The sequence below is a fragment of the Arthrobacter methylotrophus genome, from assembly GCF_039539965.1.
GTDB classification, from domain to species: Bacteria; Actinomycetota; Actinomycetes; order Actinomycetales; family Micrococcaceae; genus Arthrobacter; species Arthrobacter methylotrophus.
Genome location: NZ_BAABED010000001.1, coordinates 1,333,327 through 1,356,411, shown reverse-complemented (window position 1 = coordinate 1,356,411; position 23,085 = coordinate 1,333,327). Strand labels below are relative to the sequence as shown.

Here is a 23,085-nt window from a genome sequence, read left to right as displayed (position 1 = left end):
TCAAAACTCACTCAGTACGGGCTTGGCGGTCTGATCCGGTCATAGCATGCAGGGGCTCCCCCATGCCGGGTCTTCCCGAGTACAACCTGTATTTGGCGATGTACTGCACTACTCCGTCAGGTACGAGGTACCAGACCGGGTTGCCGGCACCCACCCGGGCGCGGCAATCGGTCGAGGAAATCGCCATGGCGGGCACTTCCAGAAGACTGACGTCCTCCCTGCCCATGCCATCAAGGACGTGACCAGGCCGGGTGACACCCACAAAGTGCGCCAAAGACCAGAGCTCGTCGACATCTTTCCAGGAAAGGATCTGCGCCAGGGCGTCCGCGCCCGTGATGAAGAAAAGGTCTGCATCCGGCCGCTGGTTCCGGAGGTCGCGCAAGGTGTCTATCGTGAACGTTGGGCCGGGACGGTCCACATCCACGCGACTCACCGTGAAATTGGGGTTGGAAGCAGTGGCAATGACGGTCATCAAGTACCGGTGCTCCGCTTCGCTGACCTGCTTGTGCGACTTCTGCCATGGCTGTCCGGTGGGCACGAAAACCACTTCGTCCAAGTGGAACTTTGCAGCGACCTCGCTGGCAGCAACCAAGTGGCCGTGATGAATGGGATCGAACGTCCCACCCATCACGCCCAAGCGAAGCCGGCGCCCCGTTTCCTCGAAAGGTTTTGCGGCGGAAATGTTAGTGACCCAGCCCTGGGTGCTTCGCCGGGTGCTGGCGGTGCGGATCCGAGTGCTCTTCAACGGCGTCGTGACGGTTGCCGAGATTCGTGTAGGAAACTGCCACGAACATCAGCACCAGCAAGATGCAGAACATGGAGACACCGAAGACCCAAGGTTCAGCCCACAACGGAGCCGGTGCTTCAGCTCCGCTCTCGCCCCCTTGGGTGAGAACGGAAATGGCGATCTGCTGAAACTGCATTTTCTCCCCTAGCGGTTCAAAGGATTTCGACGGCGGATCCTCCCACCGTTCAGGACTTCTGTTCTATGTTACAGCGTTGCTAGCTTCGGATCTGGCCTTCACCCTGGACGATCCACTTGGTAGTGGTCAACTCAGTGAGGCCCATCGGACCGCGTGCGTGCAGCTTCTGGGTAGAGATGCCCACCTCGGCACCCAAGCCGAGCTCGCCACCATCCGTGAAACGCGTCGAAGCGTTCACGATGACAGCCGCAGAATCGATATCCGCGATGAACTTCTCGGCGTTCGCCAGATTGTTCGTCAGGATGGCTTCGGTGTGGCCCGTCGACCATTTCCGAATGTGGGCGACCGCCTCGTCGAGGTCGTCAACCATAGCTACGGCGAGGTCAAGATCCATGTATTCGGTGGCCCAATCGACGTCGTCGGCCGGCACCGTCTCCACCGTGCCGGACAGCGCCGCCTGGATCCGCGGGTCGACATGCAAGGTGACGCCGGCGGAGCGCAGAGCGGCGGCGACGGCGGGCAGCACGGTGGATTTCGAGTGCACCAAAAGGGTCTCTACCGTGTTGCAGACGCTGGGGCGCTGGGTCTTGGCGTTGAGCAGGATATTGACAGCCATGTCTTCGCTGGCGGATTCGTCGATGAAGATATGAACATTTCCTTCGCCGGTCTCGATGACGGGCACAGAAGAGTTGTTCACCACAGTCTGGATCAGATCGCGTCCACCACGGGGAATCAGCACGTCCACCCTGCCACGGGCCCGCATCAGGACAGCTGCGCCCTCGCGGCCGAACTGGTCCACGCTCTGGACGGCGTCGGCAGGCAGCCCCACGGATTCCATGGCATCGCGGAGGATCTCCACCAAGGCCGCGTTGGTGTGCGCAGCAGCCGAGCCGCCGCGCAGGATCACGGCATTGCCACTCTTCAAGGCAAGTCCCGCGATATCAACCGTAACGTTGGGGCGGGCCTCGTAGATCGCTGCGACCACTCCCATGGGCACGTTCACTTGGCGCAGGCGCAGCCCATTCGGAAGCGTCTGGCCGCGGACCACATTACCCACGGGGTCAGGCAAGCCCGCGAGGTTCTCAAGTGCCGCCACAAGGCCTTCAATACGCGCCGCGGTCAAGGTCAATCGGTCCAGCATGGCGGCGGAGGTTCCGTTGTTGCGGCCTGCCTCGATGTCCTTGGCGTTGGCTGCGAGAACTGCCGCCTCGTGTTCCCGCAGGGCGGAGCCGATGGCACGCAGGGCGCGGTCCTTCCAGGCACGGTTCGCGTGTCCCATGCGCCGCGCGGCGTGCCGCGAGCGGTCGGCAATCGAGTGCACGGCAGCTTCGACCTGCTCGGGGGTGAGTGGCGCAGTTCCGGGCTCCCGGGTTTCCGGCGCCTGGGCCGGATTGCCGGAAGTCAGGGCGTCGGTCATCACGGGAGCATCGGGAGTAAGAGCCTCAGTCATTCTCCAAGTTTAGTGGAGCGGGACGACTGGACCAGTACGAGGTCGTCAACATGAACAACTACGCGGTCATATCCCCTGCCAAGGTCCTTGGCGAGCTCCTTGGTGGAGCGGCCAAGCATGCGGGGAAGCTCCTCCGAGGAATAGTTCACAAGCCCCCGGGCAATGACAGTGCCCTCGTGGGAAAACATCTCCACCGGGTCGCCGGGCTCAAAGTCCCCCTGCACGGATGAAATCCCGGCGGGCAGCAGCGAAGTATGGCGGTCGCGCACAGCCTTGACAGCGCCGTCGTCGAGCACCAAACGGCCCCGAACCGACGCGAGGTGGGCCAACCAGAGCAGACGGACGGGTTTGCGGTTGCCATTGATGGCGAACCACGTACCCACGTCTTCGCCCGCGAGGGCGGCTGCGGCATTCGCCGTCGACGTCACAAGGGCGTGGATGCCGGAGCTCGCGGCGATGGACGCAGCCTCCACCTTGGTGGTCATGCCACCGGTACCGACTCCTGCCTTGCCGGCCTTTCCGATGGTCACGCCGACGAGGTCCTGAGGACCGCTAACGAGCGGAATACGCTTGGCACCCAACGACGGCGGACCGTCGTAGAGGGCGTCGACGTCGGAAAGCAGGACCAGCGCGTCTGCACGGACGAGATGTGCCACCAAGGCGGCCAAGCGGTCATTGTCGCCAAAGCGGATTTCGTGCGTGGCCACGGTGTCGTTTTCGTTCACGACCGGCACAACGCCGAGGTTCAACAAACGATCCAACGCGCGGTACGCGTTGCTGTGCTGCGTGCGGCGCATCAAGTCATCCGCAGTCAGGAGGACCTGGCTGACCGTGACTCCATGCGCGGCAAAAGCCTGGGAATAACGCGCCATCAACAGCCCCTGCCCCACGCTCGCGGCAGCCTGCTGTGTGGCGAGATCCTTCGGACGCTTGGCAAGGCCGAGCGGGGCGAGACCTGCCGCGATGGCACCGGAGGAGACCAGAATGATCTCCGTCCCGGAATTGCGCTTCTCGGCCAGGGCGTGGACGAGTGCCGTCAGCGCTTTCTCCGAGATGCCGCCTTTGATGCTGGTCAGCGAGGACGAACCTACTTTGACCACGATCCGCTTGGCGCCCGCCAGTGCCTGGCGTTCGGCGGCGTCGTCACCATCAGTGACTTCAGCGATGCGGGCCGCACTAGTCGTCATTTTCGGCTTCCAGGCCGCTTTCCTTCAGGGGCTTGGGTAGACGACGGCCGCTTACGGACTCGGTCCAGATGCCCGCCTTGCGCTCGGCTTCCAGCTCGGCGCGCGCGGCGGCCTTGGCTTCGCGGCGTTCGATCTGCTCGTCGCGCTTCTGCGAACGGGTGGGTCGGTCGCCGATGTCGGCAACACGGATGTCGGTGCCTCGCGGCGTTGCCAGGAGTTCGGCGCCCGCCATCATGGTGGGCTCCCAGTCGAACACGACGCCGTCCTCTTCGCCGATCACCACGGTGTCACCCGGAATCGCGCCCATCTTGAACAACTCGTTTTCAATGCCGAGCTTGGCTAGGCGATCTGCCAAGTAGCCGATGGCTTCCTCGTTGGTGAAATCAGTCTGCTTGACCCAGCGGACCGGCTTCTCCCCCAACACGCGGAAGAGCGGCTCGAGGTTCTTTTCCTCGCGGCGGATCTTGAAGCCGGACTCATTGACAGCGCGGGGGCGGAGCACAGGAGCAATAACCTTGGGAGGCGCAGTGGCAACGGCCTTGCGAGCGGCCATGACAATCTCGCCCATGGCGTAGCTCAATTGGCGCAGGCCTTCATGGCTCGTGGCAGAAACTTCAAAGACGCGGTAGCCGCGCTGTTCCAGCTCCGGGCGGACAAACTCCGCCATGTCCCGGCCATCCGGCAGGTCCACCTTGTTGAGTACAACAAGCTTGGGGCGTTCATTCAGGGGGACCACTTCGCCGTCAACGCCCGCGTAGCTCATGTCCACCGCGTACTTGTCCAACTCTTGCTCAATGATCGCAAGGTCAGAGAGCGGGTCCCTTTCCGCTTCCAAGGTTCCACAGTCCAGCACGTGCACCAGCGCAGCACAACGCTCCACGTGGCGCAGGAAGTTATGGCCGAGACCCTTTCCTTCGCTTGCTCCTTCGATCAGCCCGGGAACGTCGGCAATAGTGAATCGGACGTCACCGGCCTGGACCACGCCAAGGTTGGGGATCAGGGTGGTGAACGGGTAGTCGGCGATTTTGGGCCGAGCCGCTGACATCGCTGCGACGAGGCTGGACTTGCCTGCCGAGGGGAAGCCGACCAGCGCGATGTCGGCAATGGACTTCAGTTCCAGGACGATGTCGCTGGAGTCGCCTTCAATACCGAGGAGCGCGAAACCCGGAGCCCTGCGCTTCTGCGAAGACAACGAAGAGTTGCCGAGGCCGCCCTGGCCACCGGCAGCGGCGATGAATTCGGTGCCTTCTCCTACGAGGTCGGCCAGGACAACGCCGTCCTTGGTCTTGACCACGGTGCCATCCGGAACCGGAAGCACCAGGGTTTCACCGTTCTTGCCGCCGCGCCAGTCACCCATGCCCGGGCCGCCGTTGGTTGCGTGGCGGTGCGGTGCGTGGTGGTAATCAAGCAAAGTGGTGGTCTGGGCATCAACGCGCAGGATGACGTCGCCGCCGTTACCGCCATTACCGCCGTCGGGTCCGCCGAGCGGCTTGAACTTCTCGCGCTTAACAGAGACACAGCCGTGGCCGCCTGTTCCGCCGGATACGTGAAGTACTACCCGGTCTACGAAGGTCGCCACGTGTTTCTCCTCAATGTGGAAATTACTGCTTGAAATGCGTGGTGCAAGCTGTGCGCCACCGCGCGCCCTAGTAAATTCTAGTGCGGTTAAAAAGACAAGTGGAGCGGGCCATACGGCCCGCTCCACCCGTTCAGAACGTGTTATTACTCTGCAGCTGCAGCAGCAACGATGTTCACTACGCGACGGCCACGGCGAGTACCGAACTCAACCGCACCTGCCTGCAGGGCGAACAGGGTGTCGTCGCCACCGCGGCCGACGCCGGCGCCCGGGTGGAAGTGGGTGCCACGCTGGCGGACGATGATTTCGCCTGCGGAAACGACCTGGCCACCGAAGCGCTTCACGCCGAGGTACTGGGCGTTGGAGTCACGACCGTTGCGAGTGGAACTCGCGCCTTTTTTATGTGCCATTTGAAATGCCTGCCTTTAAATTCTGGGGAATCTGTTGAAAACCTGAAGAACAACCAGTAGTTACTTGATACCGGTGATCTTGATCTTGGTCAGTTCTTGACGGTGACCCTGGCGCTTCTTGTAGCCGGTCTTGTTCTTGAACTTCTGGATGACGATCTTCGGACCACGGAGGTCTTCGAGGATCTCAGCCGTAACCTTGACCTTGGCCAGATCCGCAGCGGCGGAGGTGACCTTGTCACCGTCCACCAGGAGCAGTGCGGGCAGCTCAAGAGTGCTGCCGGCTCCACCGGGGACGCGGTTCAGGGTTACGTAGTCTCCAACGGAAACCTTTTCTTGGCGGCCGCCTGCGCGGACAATCGCGTACACCACTTGGGCACTCACTTCTCTCGACGTTTATTACTAAATTTGCGTGCGGAACCCCGATCCGAAAACGGACCTGGTTCACGCTGTGCCTCAACGCCGTGGACTCCGGTACGGAATCCATGAGTCATCCCTCGAACAGTTCCGAATGAAAGGCTAGTTTCACAGAAAAGTCTCTAGGGGCATAACCCAAGTGTTGGCGTAAGCACCGAAGATCTAGATTACGCTAGTTTCGCCTTCGGCTGCAAATGAGGCCAGGCCCGGAGGCCGCCATGTGATGGCTGCCACAGACAGGCTATGCCGCCGTCCGCTACCGTGCCCGTCCACCATACCCTGCCGGCCGGGAAAAGCTTGGATCCTCAGTCCAACACGCTGCAGCGCCCGGCGAAATAGCCCCTCACCGAGTCTTGGGGCGCAACGAACCAGGCTCAGCCGTGGAGCCGAGGAGCATCGAAAAACGCGGTTTCGTAGCGGCAGGACCCGGAAAACGCCTCCATCATCGCCGTGCGCTCCGCCGGGGAAGCGGCCTGCGCGGCCGCATCTGTGATGTCGATCGCCTTGCGGGTTGCCTCGGCGAATTCCTCGTCTGCGTAGGTTCGCAGCCACTCCGCGTAAGGATGCTCGGCCGAGGCTCCCGACTCAAGATAGCCGTGATGGAGCTGCTGCCCCACCTCGGCATACAACCAGTAGCAAGGCAGGATCGCCGCCAGAAGCACCGGATAGCTGCCCGACGCCGACGCCGCCATCAGGTGGTCCACGTAGGCTTTGGTGACCGGACCCCGTTCTCCGCTTGCCTGACGTCCGTTGAGCCAGTTCCGGTGCAGCTCCGATTCGACTTCAAGGCACATTTGCGAGCCGCGGGCCCAGAACAGCTGTTCGGCTTCACTCGGGGCGAGGGCGCTTGCCCTCGCCAGAACCCGGGAATAGCCATTGAGATAGAGGGCATCCTGGGCCAAGTAGTAGGTGAACTGCCCTTCGTCGAGCCCGCCCGACTGTAGGCCCTGAATGAAGTCCAGGCCATAGATGGCGGCAAGTTCCGTTTGGGCGGCCTCCCACATCCGGACCGCAAAATCTCCCGGCCGAAGAGAGTGCTGGTACGCGTGGAAGTGGTGGACGGGTCCGTTGCCCTTCCCCACGTCCAACACCGCCGACTGGGCCAACGCCTCCTGAAGCCAAGGCTTGACGACACGCAGGGCGGATTCCCAATCGCCAAGCCGCGCCTTGGCAGTGGCCATCGCCGACGACAGGGAACACCCCGTGCCATGGCTATTTCGGGTCTCCACCCGAAGACCGGGGATTTCCACCACGTCCTGGCTGAGGAGTCCCCCGGTGTTGACCAGGGCGTCGGGGCAGCTGGCACCCTGCAGATGGCCGCCCTTCACCAGAACGGTGTTTCCGCAGGCAGCAGCCAAGCGCTTGCCCTGCTCCAACGCGGTAGTCCAGTCGCTTGCCTCCGGTTCTCCGAGCAGCATTGCCAGCTCGGGAAGGTTGGGGGTCACCAGATCCGCAAGCGGGAGAAGTTGCCGAAGCGCGGCTTCAGCGGACTCCGCCAGAAGGCGGTCCCCACTGGTGGCGATCATCACCGGGTCCAGGACGACGACGGCGGGCCGCACCTCGCCGAGCCAGCGGCGGACCTCGGCGATGACGGTCGCGTCGCCGAGCATGCCGATTTTGACGGCGTCGACCGTGATGTCATCGCTAATGGCATCCAGCTGCTGGCGCAGGAACTCCACGGGAGGCACATGGACCGCGGTGACTCCCTGAGTGTTCTGTACCGTGAGCGCCGTGATGGCAGCCATGCCGTAGCCGCCGTTGGCCGCAATGCTCTTCAAGTCGGCTTGGATGCCGGCGCCCCCCGAAGGATCCGAGCCCGCAATGCTGAGGACCCTGGGAACGGGACGCTGAATGGCCTTTAGCGGGTAAACAGCTGAATGCGCTGAAGAAGTCATAGGAGACATCCCTTCGCCGGTGCTAACCGGACAGGTTCTACGGGTCTGGTCTCAGCCGGCTTGGTGCGCGGCACCCCGTGTCAGTCACCCAGCTTAACCCGGATCATGCGATACAGGCTGAAAAGTCCGGTGAAAAGTCCGGTCAAGAGCCCGGGAACGCCGAAGCCCCGGCGGCTACCGCAGGAACGGTAACGGCCGGGGCCTCGGAGAGGGCGTGCTCTTAGAGCTCGGACTTCGGTACGCCGACGCCGAGGATGATCGGCTCTGCTGCCGCCGTCGCTTTGGCCGGAGCCGCTTCGGGCGCCTTGGCCTCGTGCGCGGCCCCGCCGGAGGCGGCTGCAGCCACCTCGTGGTGCTCCACGTTGGTGGCGTTGGCTGCACCCTGGGCCCGGCTGGCACTACGGTTGCGGCGGCTTCGGCGTCCACGCGATCCTGCATCCGAGGAATCTGCAGTGACACCGGCCACTGAGGTCGCCGGAGGCGCCTCCTGGGCCGTCGCACCAGCCTGGCGAGCACCGGTTTGGCGGGCAGCGGTTTGGCGGGCTTCGCTATGGGGAGCTTCGGTGTCGGGAGCCTCGCCGAGGCCCGCAAACGCCTGTGCCAAGAGATCCAAGCTCATGGCAGGCGCGGGACTCACTGGTTCTTCTTCATGGTGAACGAAGGGCAACGCCACTTCCTCGCCACCAAAGCGCAACACCGGCTTCGAACGTTCCTCGCGACTGGATGCAGCAGGTGCCTGTGCGGGAGCCGCCCCGGCCGCAGGGCCCCGGACTTCAGCCTCGCGACCCTCCGCCGGCGATTCCCCGGCGTGGTGCAGCTCGTCGTCGTGCAGGTGGGCAGCGTGGGCCGCAGCTGCGATGGTGGCCAGGGCGGCGCGGGTAGCCGCCTGTCGGCTCGGATCCGTCGATTCGGCAGTATGGACCACTGCAGGAGGCGTCATCGGGAGCTCCGCAGGCCCTGCGCCCCTTCCGCGGCGGCGCTTGCGCTGCTCCGGGCGGGTGGCCGGCTGCGATTCGGTGCGCGGGTGGTGGTGCTCCGCGGCCACTACGTTGGCCCGGCGGTGTTCCACGGGCTCGTCGTGGGTGACAATCCCCCGGCCCGCGCAGGTTTCACACTGTTCTCCAAAGACCTCAAGCAGACCGGTGCCCATGCGCTTGCGGGTCATCTGGACCAGGCCCAGCGAGGTCACTTCGGCAACCTGGTGCTTCGTGCGATCCCGGCCAAGGCACTCGACCAAGCGACGCAACACGAGATCGCGGTTGGATTCCAGGACCATGTCGATAAAGTCGATGACGATGATTCCGCCGATGTCGCGCAAGCGCAACTGGCGGACCACTTCTTCAGCGGCCTCAAGGTTGTTCTTGGTGACGGTTTCCTCAAGGTTGCCACCGCTGCCGGTGAACTTCCCGGTGTTGACGTCGACAACCGTCATGGCCTCGGTGCGGTCGATCACGAGCGAACCACCGGAGGGCAGGAAGACCTTGCGGTCCAAGGCCTTGTGGATCTGTTCGTCCACGCGCCAAGCGGAGAAAATGTCCTGATCGGAGGTCCATTTTTCGAGGCGGCCCACCAAGTCCGGCGCCACGTAGGTGACGTAAGCCTCGATGGTGTCCCATGCTTCGTCGCCGGAGACGATGAGTTTGGAGAAGTCCTCGTTGAAAACGTCGCGGACCACTTTGATGGTCAGGTCCGGTTCGCCGTACAGCAGTTCGGGAGCGAGGATCTTGGTGGAAGTGGACTGGCTTTCGATGCCTTCCCACTGGGCACGCAGGCGGTTGATATCGTGGGTCAGCTCTTCCTCGGATGCACCCTCGGCGGCGGTACGGACAATAACGCCCGCGTTCTCCGGGAGGCGATCCTTGAGGATCTTCTTCAGGCGGTTGCGCTCGACGTCGGGCAGCTTGCGGGAAATGCCGGTCATGGAACCGCCGGGGACGTATACGAGGTAACGGCCGGGAAGCGAGATCTGGCTGGTCAAGCGCGCGCCCTTGTGGCCCACGGGATCCTTCGTGACCTGCACCAGCACTGAATCACCGGATTTCAGGGCGTTCTCGATGCGGCGCGGCTTGCCTTCCAAGGTGACCGCATCCCAGTTGACTTCACCGGCGTACAGCACGGCGTTGCGTCCGCGTCCGATGTCGACGAATGCGGCTTCCATGGATGGCAGCACATTCTGGACCTTGCCCAGGTAGACGTTGCCGATCAGGGAATCCTGCTGTGTCTTGGACACGAAGTGCTCCGCGAGCACGCCATCTTCCAGGACACCGATCTGGATCCTGTCGTCGCGCTGGCGAACGATCATCTGGCGGTCGACGGACTCGCGCCGCGCCAGGAATTCGGCTTCGGTGATGACTTGGCGGCGGCGGCCGGTTTCGCGGGACTCGCGACGGCGCTGCTTTTTGGCCTCAAGGCGAGTGGAGCCTTTGACGCTGGTGACGCGGTCGGAGCTGCTGGTGGACTCCACATGTGCGCGCGGGGCGCGGACCCGGGTCACCGTGTTGGGGGGATCGTCGTCTCCACCGCCTGTCAGCTCCAGGTCCTGGTCGCCGCGGCGCCGGCGCCGGCGCCGGCGGGACGTCACTCCTTCTTCGAGGGCTTCCTCGGTTCCGGAATCTGTCTCGTCTTCGGATTCGGCGGACGTTTCTTCGCCCGCGGCTTCCTCGCGCTCGTTGCCCCGGCGGCCACGACGGCCACGGCTGCGACGACGACGGCGGCTGCCGGCGTCGTCCAGTTCGTTGTCTTCCGCAACGTCCTCGCCACTATCGGCTTCGGGTTCCTCTTCGGCAACGGCAGGCCTGACCACGGTGCTCAGGTCAGGTGCTTGGAAGATCATTGACGTGATCGAGCCCGGTTCAAGGAACAGCGAAGCCATCGGGCTTGTAGCTTCCGCCTCAGCGGCCGGCTCTTCTGCTGGTATTTCACTGGCCAGGGTTTCACTGGCCCGTATTTCGGCAGCTTCAGCGGGGGCCGCCGCTTCTTCGACGGGCGTTTCCTCGGCGGCTTTTGCCCTCGGCGTCCGACGACGGCGGACCGGCTTTTCGGGAGCAGCTTCGGCCTCTGCTGCTACTTCAGGTTCGACAACCGCAGCAGCCTCGGCGGCTTCCGCAGAACCTCCCTCCGCGAAACCTGGCAACGGCTCCGGAGATTCGACCTTCTTTCGAGTCCGGCTGCGCCGGACAGGGGCCTTGGGTTCTGCGGTGTCCGCGGCTTCGGCGAGCGGCTCCTCTGCCGCTGCGATAGCTCCGGCGTCGGGAGCTTCCTCTGCGGCAGCCGTCTTCGGCGCCGCCTTGCGGCGGGTGCGGGTGACCTTCTTGGGTGCTTCTGTGGTCTCGGTGGACGCCGCATCTTCGGCGGCGGCTACAACTTGCTCAATATCCATATGTGGCAACACTCCTGCCCTTGCGCAACCGCCACATCCGGCGCCCAGAGGGGCAATATTGTCAAAACCCGCAGGCGTTGACAGAAGTCAGTAGTGGTCTTTCCGGTTCGCACCAGCATGGGGGGCGGCATCCACGGAAAGCCGGCCTCGCTCCAAACCCGTTGTTCTATTGCCACAACCAGGTGCCGTCCATTGCCTCTGCGAGCCCACCGGAATCATTGGATCCTGGGCATGCCCTGCTTGTGACTGGCGGTCTTGGGAACAAGATACCGGACCGGATTCCGCATGTGGATCGGCTTCCGGCCATGTTCATTCTCTCACACGCCCGGACTACCGGGAGGAACCACGCTGTAAAAGCTTCCGAGCCGCAAGCTTCGCTGGCGGCGTCCCCCAGCCGCCGCGGCTAGAATCCTCCCAAGAGCAGTCCCCGGCCCTTTGCCGCTTTCTCCAGAAAAGGACACCCCATCATGCCGAGCCCCGCCAGCCCGAACCTGGCCAACAACGATGCCCGTCGCGAGGGAAGAACCCCCGCTGGGAGCGACCCAGCCAAGGCGACCGTGCCGCGGATGCTTCGCGACCGGCCCTTTGCGTGGCTCCTGCTCCTCACGGGTGCTATTGCCTGGCTGGCATCCGGCGCACTTGTCCTGGAGAAGCTGCAGGTTCTTATCGACCCCAACCACGTCACGCTCTGCGACGTCAACCCGTGGGTGTCCTGCGGCAGCGTCATGAAGACTCCACAGAGTTCGGTCTTCGGTTTTCCCAACATGTTCATCGGTATTGTCGCCTTCGCAGTGATCATCACCACTGCCATGGCGATCTTTGCAGGGGCCAAATTTGCCCGCTGGTACTGGATCGGGCTTCAGACCGGCGTGACTCTGGGCTTCATCTTCATCGTCTGGCTATGGTTCCAGGCCCTGTATGTCATCCACATCCTGTGCCCGTTCTGCATGGTGGTGTGGGCCTGCATGATTCCGCTTTTCGTGTTCGTGACCGTCAGGAATGTGGTGCATGGTGTCATTCCGGCGCCCGCCCGCCTGGCTAAGATCCTGGGCGAATCCGGCTGGATCATTTCCGCGCTGCTCTACGTTGCCGTGATTGCGAGCATTTTCTTCGCCTTCATCAATGTCTTCATCGGCACGTCCGGTTACTGAGCGCTACACAGCGGAAGGGGCCCATGTTCGCGTGAACATGGGCCCCTTCCGGAATTGGTCTTGGCGTGAAACTACGCGCCGAACCAGATCTTGATCTCACGCTCGGCGGAATCCACCGAGTCGGATCCGTGCACCAGGTTCTGCTGCACGGCCAGACCCCAGTCGCGGCCGAAGTCGCCGCGGATGGTGCCAGGCGCCGCGGTCGTCGGGTCCGTGATACCGGCGAGCGAACGGAAGCCTTCGATGACGCGGTGACCCTCGAAAATGGCCACGACAACCGGGCCGCTCAGCATGAACTCGAGCAGCGGCTCGTAGAACGGCTTGCCGACGTGCTCTTCGTAGTGCTGTTCCAACAGTTCGCGGGTGGCGCTGACCTTCTTCAATTCGGCCAGGGAGTACCCCTTGGACTCGATGCGGGCGAGGATGCTGCCGCTCAGGTTGCGGGCGACGCCGTCGGGCTTGATCAGTACAAGGGTGCGCTCAATGCTCACGGTTGCTCCAATGTTGAGTGTGCGGGTTTCCCAGCTAGTTTACGGTGTTCGGCTTAGGCGGACTGCCCGGTGGGGTCTTCCCCGTGCGCGGCGGTCCACTCGGCTTGCTCGCGATCACGCTGGGCGTTTTCGCGGTCAATCCTCATGCCGGCCCGGATGCCATACCACCAGCACGCCGCGAACAGGACCCCTACGACGAACATCGTAGGCTCGGCGATTCCCGTGAGAACCAGCACCAGCTGCAGTGCCCAGCCGATGCCGATGCCCCACGGCTTGCTGAGGACAGCACAGGCCAGGACAAGCACGACGCTCAAAGCGATGCCGAAGCTCAGGATCAGCGCCGGCGGCACTTCTCCGCGCTTCAGGCCAAAGACCGCCAAGGTCGCGAAGAACGCGACGAACGCTTCCAGGAGGAGCACGGTCGAAGCGAACATCACCTTGGTGGACCGGCGCTTTTTGGGCATCCCCGGCCGCCATTCCCGCTGGGCTTTGGTGAGTTTAGCCATGCTCACGCACCTGTCTTTCCGAGGAGCATGCGCGCTTCGGCCACCACCGTGATGGAGCCCGTGACGAGCACCCCCCCCGCCAGGTCATCGTTGGCTTCAGCCCTTTCCACGGCCCATTCGATGGCGTCGTCAAGCTTCTCGGCAATATGCACGTTGTCCGCGCCGAAGCCAAGATCGACGGCGAGGTCGGCCAGCTGCGCGGCGGGGATGGCCCGCGGTGAGTTGGACTGGGTGAAACAGAACTCCTCTGCCAGTCCACCCAGGGACTCCTTGAGCTGCCTTAGGATTTCCTCCGCGTTCTTCTCCTTCAGGATCCCTATGACCACCACCAGCTTGCTGAAGCTGAAGGCCTCCTCGATCGCCTCGGCGGAGACGCGGATGCCATCAGGGTTATGTGCGGCGTCCACGATGATCGTGGGAGCGGTGCGCACCACTTCAAGACGGCCCGGCGAGGTGACATTGCCGAAAGCCTCGCGGAGCACATCGGCGTCCAGCTCCTTCTCGCCGCCCCCGAGGAACGCTTCCAGGGCGGCGACGGCGACCGCGGCGTTCTCTGCCTGGTGGGCGCCGTGCAAGGGCAGCATCAGGTCCTCGTAGCGGCCGGCGAGGCCCTGGATGGTCAGGACCTGGCCCCCGACGGCCACGGTGCGGGACTCCACGCCGAATTCGACGCCTTCAAAGCGGAACGGCACGCCGACTTCGCGCGCTTTCTCCAGAAGCACCTGCGCGGCGTCCACCGGTTGGGCAGCGCTGATGAGGAAGCCACCGGGCTTGATGATTCCGGCTTTCTCGTAGGCGATATCCTCCGTGGTGTCCCCTAGGAGATCAGTGTGGTCCAGGGAAATCGGAGTGATCACCGAAACCTGTCCGTCGCCCACGTTGGTGGCATCGGTGATGCCGCCCAAGCCGACCTCCATCACGGCCACATTGACGGGCTGGTCGGCGAAGATCGCAAATGCCAGGATGGTCAGGCACTCGAAGTAAGTGAGCCGGGGCTGGCCCTCTGCCTCGAGTTCCTTGTCCACGATCCCGAGGTACGGGTGGATCTCGTCCCAGATCCGGACGAAGGTCTCATCCGACACCGGCTCGCCATCGATGCTGATTCGCTCGGTGACCTTGGACAAATGCGGGCTGGTGTAACGGCCGGTGCTCAGGCCGTGTGCGCGCAGCCCGGCCTCAATCATGCGGGCGGTCGACGTCTTGCCGTTGGTACCGGTGATATGGATGATCGGGAACGCCTTGTTGGGCTCCCCCAGCACGTCCATGGCCCGATACAGGGGTGCCAGCCGCGGTTCCATCTTGTTTTCCGGGGCGCGGCCCAGGAGTTCGGCGTAGACGCTTTCCACGGAGAATTCGTCGCTCATGTACTAGGCCTCGATCTTGGTAACGGTGATCTGCGGCTCGGCGGCGTCGCCGGAGACGACGGGGTCGAGCTTGAGGGACAAGGTTTCGGTTTTGACCAAGTCTTCATTGGCGCGCAGGGCGTCAACAACGTCATGGCTGGCCAGAACCGTGGTGTGGATGCGGTCGCTGACATTGAGTCCGGCGTCCTTGCGGGCTTGCTGGATGGCACGGACCATGTCGCGCGCCAAGCCTTCAGCGGCCAGTTCCGGAGTGACCTCGGTGTTCAGGACCACGAAGCCCCCGTGAGGGAGGACAGCGACAGCGGTCGAGGATCCGTCAGCCGATTCAGCGACGACGGTTTCCAGGGTGTACTCCTGCGGTTCCAGCTCAAGGCCGCCGGAAACAACGACTCCCGCAACGCCGTCGATTGTTTGCACAGACCAGTCGCCGGATTTGGATCCCTTGATGGCTTGCTGAACGTTCTTGCCCAGGCGGGGGCCCGCCGCACGGGCGTTGACCACAAGTTTCTGCTCGATGCCGAATTCCTCCGGCGAGGCCGTCGCGGCGTCCAGGAGCCGGACGGAGCGCAAGTTCAGTTCATCCGCGACGACGGCGGCGAAGCTTTCCAGCGCGTCCGCGCCGGGTGCCACCACGGTGAGTTCCTGCAGCGGAAGGCGAACGCGAAGGTTGGCGGCCTTGCGCAGGCTCGAACCGGCGGAGCAGATCTGCTGGACGCGGTCCATGGCCTCGACGAGGTCCGGGTTCGCAGGGAACAGTGATGCCTCTGGCCAGTCGGCCAGGTGCACAGAACGTCCGCCGGTGAGGCCGCGCCAGATTTCCTCGGAAACCAAAGGCAACAGCGATGCCGAGACCCGGCAGACGGCCTCCAGTGCCGTGTAGAGGGCGTCGAAAGCGTCGGTGTTCTCGTCGAAGAAGCGCTGCCGGCTACGGCGCACGTACCAGTTGGTGAGCATGTCCAGATAGCTGCGCAGCTCATCGCAAGCGCCGGAAATGTCGTATGCGTCCAGGCTCGAGGTGATGTTGCGAACGAGGTCCCCGGTGTTCGCAAGCAAGTACTGGTCCAGGGTGTCCGTGTAGCCGTCGTAACGCAGCTTGGCGTCATAGCCGTTCCCGCCGTTCGCGGCGTTCGTGTACAGCGTGAAGAAGCTGTACACGTTCCATAGCGGCAGGATGACTTGCCGGACGCCGTCGCGGATTCCCTGCTCGGTGACCACAAGGTTGCCGCCGCGCAGGATGGGGCTGGACATCAGGAACCAACGCATGGCATCGGAACCGTCACGGTCCAGGACCTCGGAGACGTCCGGGTAGTTGCGCAGGCTCTTGGACATCTTCTGCCCGTCGGAACCCAGGACGATGCCGTGGCTGATCACGTTGCGGAAAGCCGGGCGGTCGAAGAGGGCCGTGGACAGGATGTGCAGCATGTAGAACCAGCCGCGGGTCTGCCCGATGTACTCGACGATGAAGTCGGCCGGATTGTGCGTGTCGAACCATTCCTGGTTCTCGAACGGGTAGTGCACCTGGCCGTAGGGCATGGAACCGGAATCGAACCAGACGTCCAGGACGTCTTCAACGCGGCGCATCGTGGACTGGCCCTCTTCGGGAGAGCGGGGGTCGTCCGGGTTGGGCCGGGTCAGTTCGTCGATGAACGGGCGGTGCAGGTCAACTTGGCCGACGTTGTTCAGCGGCAGGCGGCCGAAATCGGCCTGCATCTCGGCGAGCGAGCCGTAAACATCCGTGCGCGGGTACTCCGGGTCATCGGACTGCCACACGGGGATGGGCGAGCCCCAGTAGCGGTTGCGGCTGATGGACCAGTCGCGGGCGTTGGCCAACCATTTGCCGAACTGTCCATCCTTGACGTTGCCGGGGATCCAGTTGATCTCCTGGTTCAGCTCGGACATACGGTCCTTGAACTTGGTGACCTCGACGTACCAGGAGGACACGGCACGGTAGATCAAGGGGTTGCGGCAGCGCCAGCAGTGTGGGTAGCTGTGCTCGTAGCTGGCTTGGCGGACCAAGCGTCCGGCGGAGCGGAGGGCCTGGGTGATCGGCTTGTTGGCATCGAAGACCTGCAATCCGGAGATTTCGGCAAGGGGTCCATGCGCGAACAGGGGGAGGAACTTGGCGCCTTCGTCGACCGAAAGCACCACGGGGATACCGGCGTCCTCACAGACTCTTTGGTCGTCTTCACCGTAGGCCGGCGCCTGGTGGACGATGCCCGTACCGTCGGTGGTGGTGACGTAGTCCGCCACGAGGAAGCGCCAGCCGTTCTGCGTGCCGTATTTCTCGGTGTCGGAGAAATAGTCCCACAGCGGTTCGTACTCCAGGCCGGCCAACTGGGAGCCCGTGTAGCTGGCGGTGACAGCGGCGGTAGCGGCAGCTACGCCATCGGCACCATCACCGTACCCCAGGTCCTTGGCGTAGGTGCCGAGGAGATCGGCAGCCAACAGGAAGCTGCCTGTCACCGGAGCCTCCGGGGAGGCGGCCTTGATGCCGTTGGGACCGGCCGGAACCACCGCGTAGGAGATGTCAGGCCCGACGGCGAGCGCCAGGTTGGTGGGCAGCGTCCACGGGGTCGTGGTCCACGCGAGCGCCTGCACGCCGGCGAGGGACGTGGAGAGTTCCGACTCTCCTGCCTTGATGGGGAAGGTCACTGTGACGGTTTGGTCCTGGCGGTTCTTGTAGACATCGTCGTCCATGCGCAGCTCATGGTTGGACAGCGGGGTCTCGTCTTTCCAGCAGTACGGCAGGACGCGGTACCCGTTGTAGGTGAGGCCCTTCTCGTGGAGCTGCTTGAAGGCCCAAAGGACAGACTCCATGTAGTCGACGTTGAGGGTCTTGTAGTCGTTGTCGAAGTCCACCCAGCGGGCCTGGCGCTTGACGTAGCTCTTCCATTCATCTGCGTACTTCATGACGGAGGCGCGGCAGGCGTCGTTGAACTTGTCGATGCCCATCGCTTCGATTTGGGTCTTGTCCGTCATGCCCAGTTGCTTCATGGCCTCGAGTTCGGCGGGCAGGCCGTGGGTGTCCCAACCGAAGCGTCGTTCGACGCGCTTGCCGCGCTGGGTCTGGTAGCGGCCTACCAGGTCCTTGGCGTAGCCGGTGAGGAGATGGCCGTAGTGGGGCAGGCCGTTGGCGAAGGGCGGACCGTCGTAGAAGACGAACTCGTTGCTGCCGGGGTGCCCACCGGGAAGATCGGCGCTGCGTTGGTCGATACTGGCTTGAAACGTGCCGTCCTCATCCCAGTACTTGAGGATGCGCTCTTCGATCTCCGGGAACTTCACGGAGGCGGACACCCCCGTGGAGGTGCCGGACGGCGTTGTGGAGGCCTTAGGGTAATGCGTCATCTCTTCATCCTGGGTTGAGCCGGTGAACACGAAGTTTCATTCAGGATGCGAGGACGGCCCCAGGCTGTTGATTCCAACAGCGCCGGTACCGCGGTACCACCTCACTTACCGCCGCTGGCGCTGCTCCTTGTGAAGGGAGCTGTTCCGGCGACGGCCGCTCATTGCTGCTGTGACGGGCTTACCCGTCCGGTTCTACTGACCCCCGGTGCCGGGGGCGTTCTTCCGGAAGCTCACCGGTGATGTCCGGGTCAAAGCTTGTGCCACAAGTCTAGCGGCAGCGGCGCCGCGAGCTCCACTTGGCAGCATGGAGCGTAGGGCGCCGGGAATCTAGCCCTTGCGGATCAGCTTATGGGTGGCGGCCTGCGCCACCGGACGGATAATGATCTCGTCCAGATTGATGTGGTGCGGCAGCGAGACCGCGTACTTGACGACGTCGGCGACGTCCTCCGCGGTGAGTGGCTTCTCGACCCCGGCGTACACCTTGGCGGCCGCATCGGCATCGCCGAGGCGGTTGAGCGCGAATTCCTCGGTACGGACGAGTCCGGGCGCCACCTCGATCACGCGGATGTTGTTCTCGGCTTCCTCCAAGCGCAAGGCGCCCGTCATTCCGTGCTGGGCAAATTTGGCCGCGTTGTATCCGCCGCCGCCCTCGTAGGCCGTGAATCCCGCCGTCGAGGTCAGGTTCAGAACGGTTCCCTCGCCGTGGGCCCGAAGCATCGGCAGGAAGGCACGGGTCAGCTTCAGGGTGCCGAGGACGTTGACTTGGTACATCCAGTCCCAGTCTTCGCTCTGCGCATTCGCCACGGTGTCTGCGCCACGTGCGCCGCCGGCAATGTTGATGAGGGTGTCCGCTCCCCCGGCCTGGGTAACGGCAGAAAGCAAGGCGGCCACGTCGTCGTCGTCGGTGATATCTGCTGCGAACGGCACGGAGCCGGTCTGCGCGCCGAGTGCCGCGAGCCGCTCCGCACGGCGGGCGACGGCGAATACTTTCCAGCCGTCTGCGGTGAGGGCCCGCACCGTGGCTTCGCCGATTCCCGTGCTGGCGCCGGTAACTACTGCGGTCTTCGTCTGTGCTTCCTCAGTCATGGCACCACCCTAACGCGGTTCAGCAGGAGACATCGCACGGCCAAGGATGTGGGCGATCGGCGGCGACAATGGCCCGGCAGAGAACCCGAAACGCTTAGCGTCCAGGACCTGAAAGCCGGCCGCTGAGATCTCCTGAAGGGTCTCGCGGTTCGGATGGCAGCCGCCGGCCACGCGCTCCCAGGCCGGAGTGAGCAAATCCTCGACGACGGCGAACACCCTCCGGTTGGAGCGGACATGTTCGTAGAACGCCAAAGTTCCGCCGGGACGAAGCACCCGACGGATTTCGGCCAAGGCCGTGGCCTGGTTGACGACGCTGCACAGGACCAGGCTGACCACGACGGCGTCCGCCTCACCATCTGCCGCCGGAATGTTCTCGGCGGCGCCGGGAACAACCGTCACGGGGATGTCGGCAAACTTCGCCTTCGCCGCAGCAAGCCCCCTCAAGTAGTCATCGGGTTCAATACCGAGGACGCGTTCCACCGTGGCCGGGTACAGACCGAACGACGAGCCCTCGCCAGCACCGATCTCGATGACCCGGCCCCGCAGGCCAGCCAGCAAACTGCGCCGGTGCTCAGTTCCGCCGCGCTGGTTGATTGCGGGTACCGCCCGGGCATAAGCCCGCGCAAAGCGCGGATGCTGAGAGGTCATGTGCCCGCCGCTCCGCCGCCCAGCAGGAACTCCAGCAGCACGCGGGCGTGGTTGGTCTCCGGATCCCTGGCTCCGTAGAGCAGCGTCACACGCTGCTTTCCGGTGGCCAGTTCCAGCAACTGTTCGACGGCGGGATTCTGTTCCAGCTCGGCTTCGTACGCGTGGCGGAAGTGCTCGAACCGCTCCTGCATGTGCGCAAATTCCGTCCGCAACGGCGGCGACGGGGCGATGTCCTTCAGCCAGAGATCCAAACGGGCGCGTTCTTTGGACACTCCCCGCGGCCAGAGCCGGTCCACGAGAACCCGGTAACCGTCGCCGTCGTCCGCCTCGTCGTAGATGCGCTTGATCACCAAAACATCTTTGAGTTCCGCCATGAGCCGCATGCTACTGCACGCCCGCGTGCCGCGGAACAAAGGGGGCCATGAAACAATTGGCGCATGGCTGAATCAACGCAGGGTACAGACACGCCCGCCACCGCCCCCATCAACGTTCCCGACAAGCCGGCCCTTGAGGGCCTCGAGGCTGCCCTTACGCAGCGTTGGCTGGACGAAGGAACCTACAAGTTCAACCCGGACACCACCCGGGAGCAGGTCTATTCGATCGACACTCCCCCGCCAACCGCATCCGGTTCGCTCCACGTGGGCCACATGTTCTCGTTCACGCAGACGGATGTCCAGGCCCGCTACATGCGAATGACCGGCAAGAACGTCTTCTACCCGATGGGCTGGGACGACAACGGCCTGCCCACCGAGCGTCGCGTCCAGAATTATTACGGCGTCCGCTGCGATCCCGCCATTCCCTACAACTCCGACTACCGCCCGCCGGCACAGCCCGCGAAGAACCAGCGGGACTTCGACGTCGTCTCCCGCCAGAACTTCATCGAATTGTGCGAGGAACTCGCCGTGGAGGACGAGAAGGTCTTCGAGAACCTGTTCCAGACCCTCGGCCTGTCGGTAGATTGGGACCTGACCTACCGCACTATCGACGACACGTCCCGAGCAGTCTCCCAGCGCGCCTTCCTCGCGAACCTGAACGCCGGGGACGCCTACATGGCCGAAGCTCCCACTCTCTGGGACGTGACCTTCCGGACTGCCGTCGCGCAGGCCGAGCTAGAGGACCGAGAGGTTGCCGGAGCGTACTACCGCTACCCCTTCTTCACCGCTGACGGTGAGAAGATCTTTATCGAGACCACGCGTCCGGAACTGCTCGCCGCCTGCGCGGCGCTGGTGGCAAACCCCGACGACGAGCGCTACCTGCCGCTGTTCGGCAAGACCGTGAAGTCTCCCCTGTTCGACGTCGAGCTCGAGGTCAAAGCCCATCCGCTCGCCAAGGCGGACAAGGGCTCCGGCATCGCCATGGTCTGCACCTTCGGCGATCTGACCGACGTCACCTGGTGGCGCGAGCTGCAGTTGCCCACCCGCGCCATCATGGGCCGCGACGGCCGCATCATCGCTGAGACACCGGAGTGGATCACCACCGACGCCGGCAAGGAAGCCTACGCAGCGATCGCCGGCAAGACGGCGTTCTCTGCCAAGGAGACCGTGGTGGAGCTTCTTAACGCCGCCGGCTTGCTGGATGGCGAGCCAAAGAAGATCACCCACCCGGTGAACTTCTTCGAAAAGGGCGACAAGCCCCTTGAAGTTGTCACATCGCGGCAGTGGTACATCCGCAATGGCGGACGGGACGAAGACCGCCGCGAACGGTTGATCGCGCGTGGACACGAGATCGAGTTCCACCCGTCGTTCATGCGCTCCCGCTACGAGAACTGGATTTCGGGCCTGAACGGCGACTGGCTTGTTTCACGCCAGCGCTTCTTCGGCGTTCCGATCCCCGTCTGGTACCCGCTGGACGCCCAAGGCAACCCGGACTACGCCAACCCGATCCTGCCGTCCGACGAGTCCCTGCCCGTGGACCCCGCCGCTGACGCGGCGCCGGGCTTCGACGAGTCCCAGCGCGAGCAACCCAACGGCTTCATCGGCGACGCCGACGTCCTGGATACCTGGGCCACGTCTTCACTCACCCCGCAGATCGTGGGCGGCTGGAGCCGTGACGAGGAATTGTTCGGCAAGGTCTATCCCTTTGACCTCCGTCCGCAGGGCCACGACATCATCCGTACCTGGCTCTTCTCCTCCGCTGTGCGGGCAGACGCCTTGCAGGACAGCGCACCGTGGAAACACGCCGCCATTTCGGGCTGGATCCTGGACCCGGACCGCAAGAAAATGTCCAAATCCAAGGGCAACGTGGTTGTTCCGACCGATGTCCTGAACGAATTCGGCTCCGATGCGGTCCGTTACTGGGCCGCCTCCGCCAAGCTCGGCGCGGACACTGCCTACGAGATTGCCCAGATGAAGATCGGCCGCCGACTGGCGATCAAACTGCTCAACGCCTCGAAATTCGTGCTGAACCTGGGTGCCACGGAAAACTCCGTTGTCGGCGCGGACCTGTCCGTCCTGAGCAACCCCTTGGACCGGGCATTGTTGGCGCAGCTGGCCGACGTCGTGGCACAATCCACCCAGGCGTTCGCGAACTACGACTACGCCCGCGCACTGCAGATCACGGAATCCTTCTTCTGGCAGTTCACTGACGACTACGTGGAGCTCATCAAGGACCGTGCTTACGGTGCTGCCGGCGAAACGGAGCAAGCCTCTGTGCTCGCGGCCCTCGCCACCACACTGGATGCGCTGTTGCGCCTGTTCGCACCGTTCCTGCCTTTCGCCACAGAAGAGGTCTGGAGCTGGTGGCGTGCCGGTTCCGTCCACCGTTCGGCGTGGCCGGCAGCCGTGGAGATCGTCGACGGCGACACCACACTGCTGGGCACCGTCGGCATCGCCCTCAGCGGCATCCGCAAGGCCAAGTCCGAGGCAAAGGTCAAGCAGCGCACGGAAGTCCTCCGGGCCACGATCAGCGCGGGAGAGTCCTTTGTTGCACAGCTGCAAGCCGGCCTGGGCGATCTGAAGGCCGCAGCCAACGCGCAGGAGATCTCACTGGTGGCCGCTGACGGCGAACTCACGGTGAGCGACGTGGTCCTGGCACCTGCCGAGGAGCCCGCTCAGGCATAGCCTCGAAGACCCGAAGTATCCGGGCGGTGCCTGGACGCTTTCGGGCAGTGCTTGGAAGCTTTCGGGCAGTGCTTGGAAGCTTTCGGGCAAAGGGGAAGCCCCATCAGCGTTTAGCCGTTGGTGGGGCTTCGACTTTTCGGCTGTCCGGTGACGACTGACAGTCTGGCGGAATCCTCCGACTTTCAGGTCTTCCTACCTCGT

19 protein-coding genes and 1 riboswitch are annotated in these 23,085 nt (G+C 63.8%); of the genes, 3 read left to right on the top strand and 16 right to left on the bottom strand.

The features are described 5' to 3' along the window. Nucleotides 1–7: 7 nt before the first annotated feature. From nadD to ABD884_RS06605, 9 genes are all read right to left on the bottom strand, one after another. Nucleotides 8–637 carry a nicotinate-nucleotide adenylyltransferase gene (gene nadD, locus ABD884_RS06645; protein ID WP_345054645.1) on the bottom strand — a complete coding sequence of 210 codons (630 nt, stop codon included), beginning with the start codon at nucleotides 635–637 and terminating at the stop codon, nucleotides 8–10. A gap of 46 nt (nucleotides 638–683) precedes the next feature. Then, nucleotides 684–923, bottom strand: a complete 240-nt coding sequence (locus ABD884_RS06640) for a hypothetical protein (RefSeq protein ID WP_028267452.1) — start codon at nucleotides 921–923, stop codon at nucleotides 684–686. 79 nt (nucleotides 924–1,002) lie between these two features. Beyond that, nucleotides 1,003–2,373, bottom strand: coding sequence for a glutamate-5-semialdehyde dehydrogenase (locus ABD884_RS06635; RefSeq protein WP_345040751.1), 1,371 nt, complete (start codon nucleotides 2,371–2,373; stop codon nucleotides 1,003–1,005). After that, a complete protein-coding gene (gene proB / locus ABD884_RS06630) occupies nucleotides 2,370–3,560 on the bottom strand; it encodes a glutamate 5-kinase (RefSeq protein WP_345040743.1) in 1,191 nt (396 codons plus the stop codon). Before proB ends, ABD884_RS06635 begins: the two co-directional genes overlap by 4 nt. Beyond that, nucleotides 3,550–5,139, bottom strand: a complete 1,590-nt coding sequence (gene obgE / locus ABD884_RS06625; protein ID WP_345040734.1) for a GTPase ObgE — start codon at nucleotides 5,137–5,139, stop codon at nucleotides 3,550–3,552. The genes proB and obgE overlap by 11 nt, the downstream gene beginning before the upstream one ends. 143 nt (nucleotides 5,140–5,282) lie before the next feature. Then, nucleotides 5,283–5,546, bottom strand: a complete 264-nt coding sequence (gene rpmA / locus ABD884_RS06620) for a 50S ribosomal protein L27 (protein WP_003803426.1) — start codon at nucleotides 5,544–5,546, stop codon at nucleotides 5,283–5,285. Nucleotides 5,547–5,606: 60 nt separating this feature from the next. Next, nucleotides 5,607–5,915 carry a 50S ribosomal protein L21 gene (gene rplU, locus ABD884_RS06615; protein ID WP_028267456.1) on the bottom strand — a complete coding sequence of 103 codons (309 nt, stop codon included), beginning with the start codon at nucleotides 5,913–5,915 and terminating at the stop codon, nucleotides 5,607–5,609. A gap of 419 nt (nucleotides 5,916–6,334) precedes the next feature. Further along, nucleotides 6,335–7,855, bottom strand: a complete 1,521-nt coding sequence (gene thiD / locus ABD884_RS06610) for a bifunctional hydroxymethylpyrimidine kinase/phosphomethylpyrimidine kinase (RefSeq protein WP_345040722.1) — start codon at nucleotides 7,853–7,855, stop codon at nucleotides 6,335–6,337. Beyond that, nucleotides 7,847–7,943: riboswitch (TPP riboswitch) on the bottom strand. Its footprint overlaps the gene before it by 9 nt. A gap of 132 nt (nucleotides 7,944–8,075) precedes the next feature. Further along, complete coding sequence (locus ABD884_RS06605; protein ID WP_345040714.1) at nucleotides 8,076–11,234, bottom strand: Rne/Rng family ribonuclease; 3,159 nt, start codon at nucleotides 11,232–11,234, stop codon at nucleotides 8,076–8,078. 2 nt (nucleotides 11,235–11,236) lie between these two features. Here ABD884_RS06605 and ABD884_RS06600 point away from each other — a divergent pair, with 2 nt between their 5' ends. Both ABD884_RS06600 and ABD884_RS06595 read left to right on the top strand, forming a co-directional pair. Next, a complete protein-coding gene (locus tag ABD884_RS06600; RefSeq protein ID WP_345040707.1) occupies nucleotides 11,237–11,641 on the top strand; it encodes a hypothetical protein in 405 nt (134 codons plus the stop codon). A 60-nt stretch (nucleotides 11,642–11,701) separates the two neighbouring features. After that, nucleotides 11,702–12,385, top strand: a complete 684-nt coding sequence (locus ABD884_RS06595; protein WP_345040701.1) for a vitamin K epoxide reductase family protein — start codon at nucleotides 11,702–11,704, stop codon at nucleotides 12,383–12,385. A gap of 71 nt (nucleotides 12,386–12,456) precedes the next feature. Here ABD884_RS06595 and ndk read toward each other — a convergent pair whose 3' ends face one another. The 7 genes from ndk to ABD884_RS06560 all read right to left on the bottom strand — a co-directional run bounded on the left by ndk (nucleotide 12,457) and on the right by ABD884_RS06560 (nucleotide 20,199). Then, entirely contained in the window at nucleotides 12,457–12,876 is a 420-nt protein-coding gene (gene ndk / locus ABD884_RS06590; protein WP_345040695.1) for a nucleoside-diphosphate kinase, read from the bottom strand. Between the two features lie 53 nt (nucleotides 12,877–12,929). Further along, nucleotides 12,930–13,382 carry a DUF4233 domain-containing protein gene (locus ABD884_RS06585; RefSeq protein ID WP_345040688.1) on the bottom strand — a complete coding sequence of 151 codons (453 nt, stop codon included), beginning with the start codon at nucleotides 13,380–13,382 and terminating at the stop codon, nucleotides 12,930–12,932. 2 nt (nucleotides 13,383–13,384) lie between these two features. After that, on the bottom strand, nucleotides 13,385–14,746 hold the full coding sequence (locus ABD884_RS06580; protein WP_345040679.1) for a bifunctional folylpolyglutamate synthase/dihydrofolate synthase: 1,362 nt from the start codon (nucleotides 14,744–14,746) through the stop codon (nucleotides 13,385–13,387). Between the two features lie 3 nt (nucleotides 14,747–14,749). Continuing rightward, nucleotides 14,750–18,091, bottom strand: a complete 3,342-nt coding sequence (ileS, locus tag ABD884_RS06575; protein WP_345054638.1) for an isoleucine--tRNA ligase — start codon at nucleotides 18,089–18,091, stop codon at nucleotides 14,750–14,752. A gap of 327 nt (nucleotides 18,092–18,418) precedes the next feature. Continuing rightward, nucleotides 18,419–19,177 (bottom strand): SDR family oxidoreductase, encoded by a 759-nt coding sequence (locus ABD884_RS06570; RefSeq protein ID WP_345040670.1) that lies wholly within the window; start codon nucleotides 19,175–19,177, stop codon nucleotides 18,419–18,421. A 9-nt stretch (nucleotides 19,178–19,186) separates the two neighbouring features. Then, nucleotides 19,187–19,825: a class I SAM-dependent methyltransferase gene (locus ABD884_RS06565; protein WP_345040663.1), complete on the bottom strand. Its 639-nt coding sequence runs from the start codon at nucleotides 19,823–19,825 to the stop codon at nucleotides 19,187–19,189. Beyond that, entirely contained in the window at nucleotides 19,822–20,199 is a 378-nt protein-coding gene (locus ABD884_RS06560) for a DUF488 domain-containing protein (protein ID WP_345040655.1), read from the bottom strand. The genes ABD884_RS06565 and ABD884_RS06560 overlap by 4 nt, the downstream gene beginning before the upstream one ends. A 63-nt stretch (nucleotides 20,200–20,262) precedes the next feature. Between ABD884_RS06560 and valS the strand changes: the two genes are divergently transcribed. Next, on the top strand, nucleotides 20,263–22,884 hold the full coding sequence (valS, locus tag ABD884_RS06555) for a valine--tRNA ligase (RefSeq protein WP_345040650.1): 2,622 nt from the start codon (nucleotides 20,263–20,265) through the stop codon (nucleotides 22,882–22,884). Nucleotides 22,885–23,085 lie beyond the last annotated feature (201 nt).

Bases quoted from the DNA above. Each gene is read 5' to 3' on its own strand.
- ABD884_RS06640 (WP_028267452.1), bottom strand. From the start codon at position 923: ATGCAGTTTCAGCAGATCGCCATTTCCGTTCTCACCCAAGGGGGCGAG.
- ABD884_RS06635 (WP_345040751.1), bottom strand. From the start codon at position 2,373: ATGACTGAGGCTCTTACTCCCGATGCTCCCGTGATGACCGACGCCCTG.
- proB (WP_345040743.1), bottom strand. From the start codon at position 3,560: ATGACGACTAGTGCGGCCCGCATCGCTGAAGTCACTGATGGTGACGAC.
- rpmA (WP_003803426.1), bottom strand. From the start codon at position 5,546: ATGGCACATAAAAAAGGCGCGAGTTCCACTCGCAACGGTCGTGACTCC.
- thiD (WP_345040722.1), bottom strand. From the start codon at position 7,855: ATGACTTCTTCAGCGCATTCAGCTGTTTACCCGCTAAAGGCCATTCAG.
- ABD884_RS06605 (WP_345040714.1), bottom strand. From the start codon at position 11,234: ATGGATATTGAGCAAGTTGTAGCCGCCGCCGAAGATGCGGCGTCCACC.
- ABD884_RS06595 (WP_345040701.1), top strand. From the start codon at position 11,702: ATGCCGAGCCCCGCCAGCCCGAACCTGGCCAACAACGATGCCCGTCGC.
- ABD884_RS06585 (WP_345040688.1), bottom strand. From the start codon at position 13,382: ATGGCTAAACTCACCAAAGCCCAGCGGGAATGGCGGCCGGGGATGCCC.
- ABD884_RS06580 (WP_345040679.1), bottom strand. From the start codon at position 14,746: ATGAGCGACGAATTCTCCGTGGAAAGCGTCTACGCCGAACTCCTGGGC.
- ileS (WP_345054638.1), bottom strand. From the start codon at position 18,091: ATGACGCATTACCCTAAGGCCTCCACAACGCCGTCCGGCACCTCCACG.
- ABD884_RS06570 (WP_345040670.1), bottom strand. From the start codon at position 19,177: ATGACTGAGGAAGCACAGACGAAGACCGCAGTAGTTACCGGCGCCAGC.
- ABD884_RS06565 (WP_345040663.1), bottom strand. From the start codon at position 19,825: ATGACCTCTCAGCATCCGCGCTTTGCGCGGGCTTATGCCCGGGCGGTA.
- ABD884_RS06560 (WP_345040655.1), bottom strand. From the start codon at position 20,199: ATGGCGGAACTCAAAGATGTTTTGGTGATCAAGCGCATCTACGACGAG.
- valS (WP_345040650.1), top strand. From the start codon at position 20,263: ATGGCTGAATCAACGCAGGGTACAGACACGCCCGCCACCGCCCCCATC.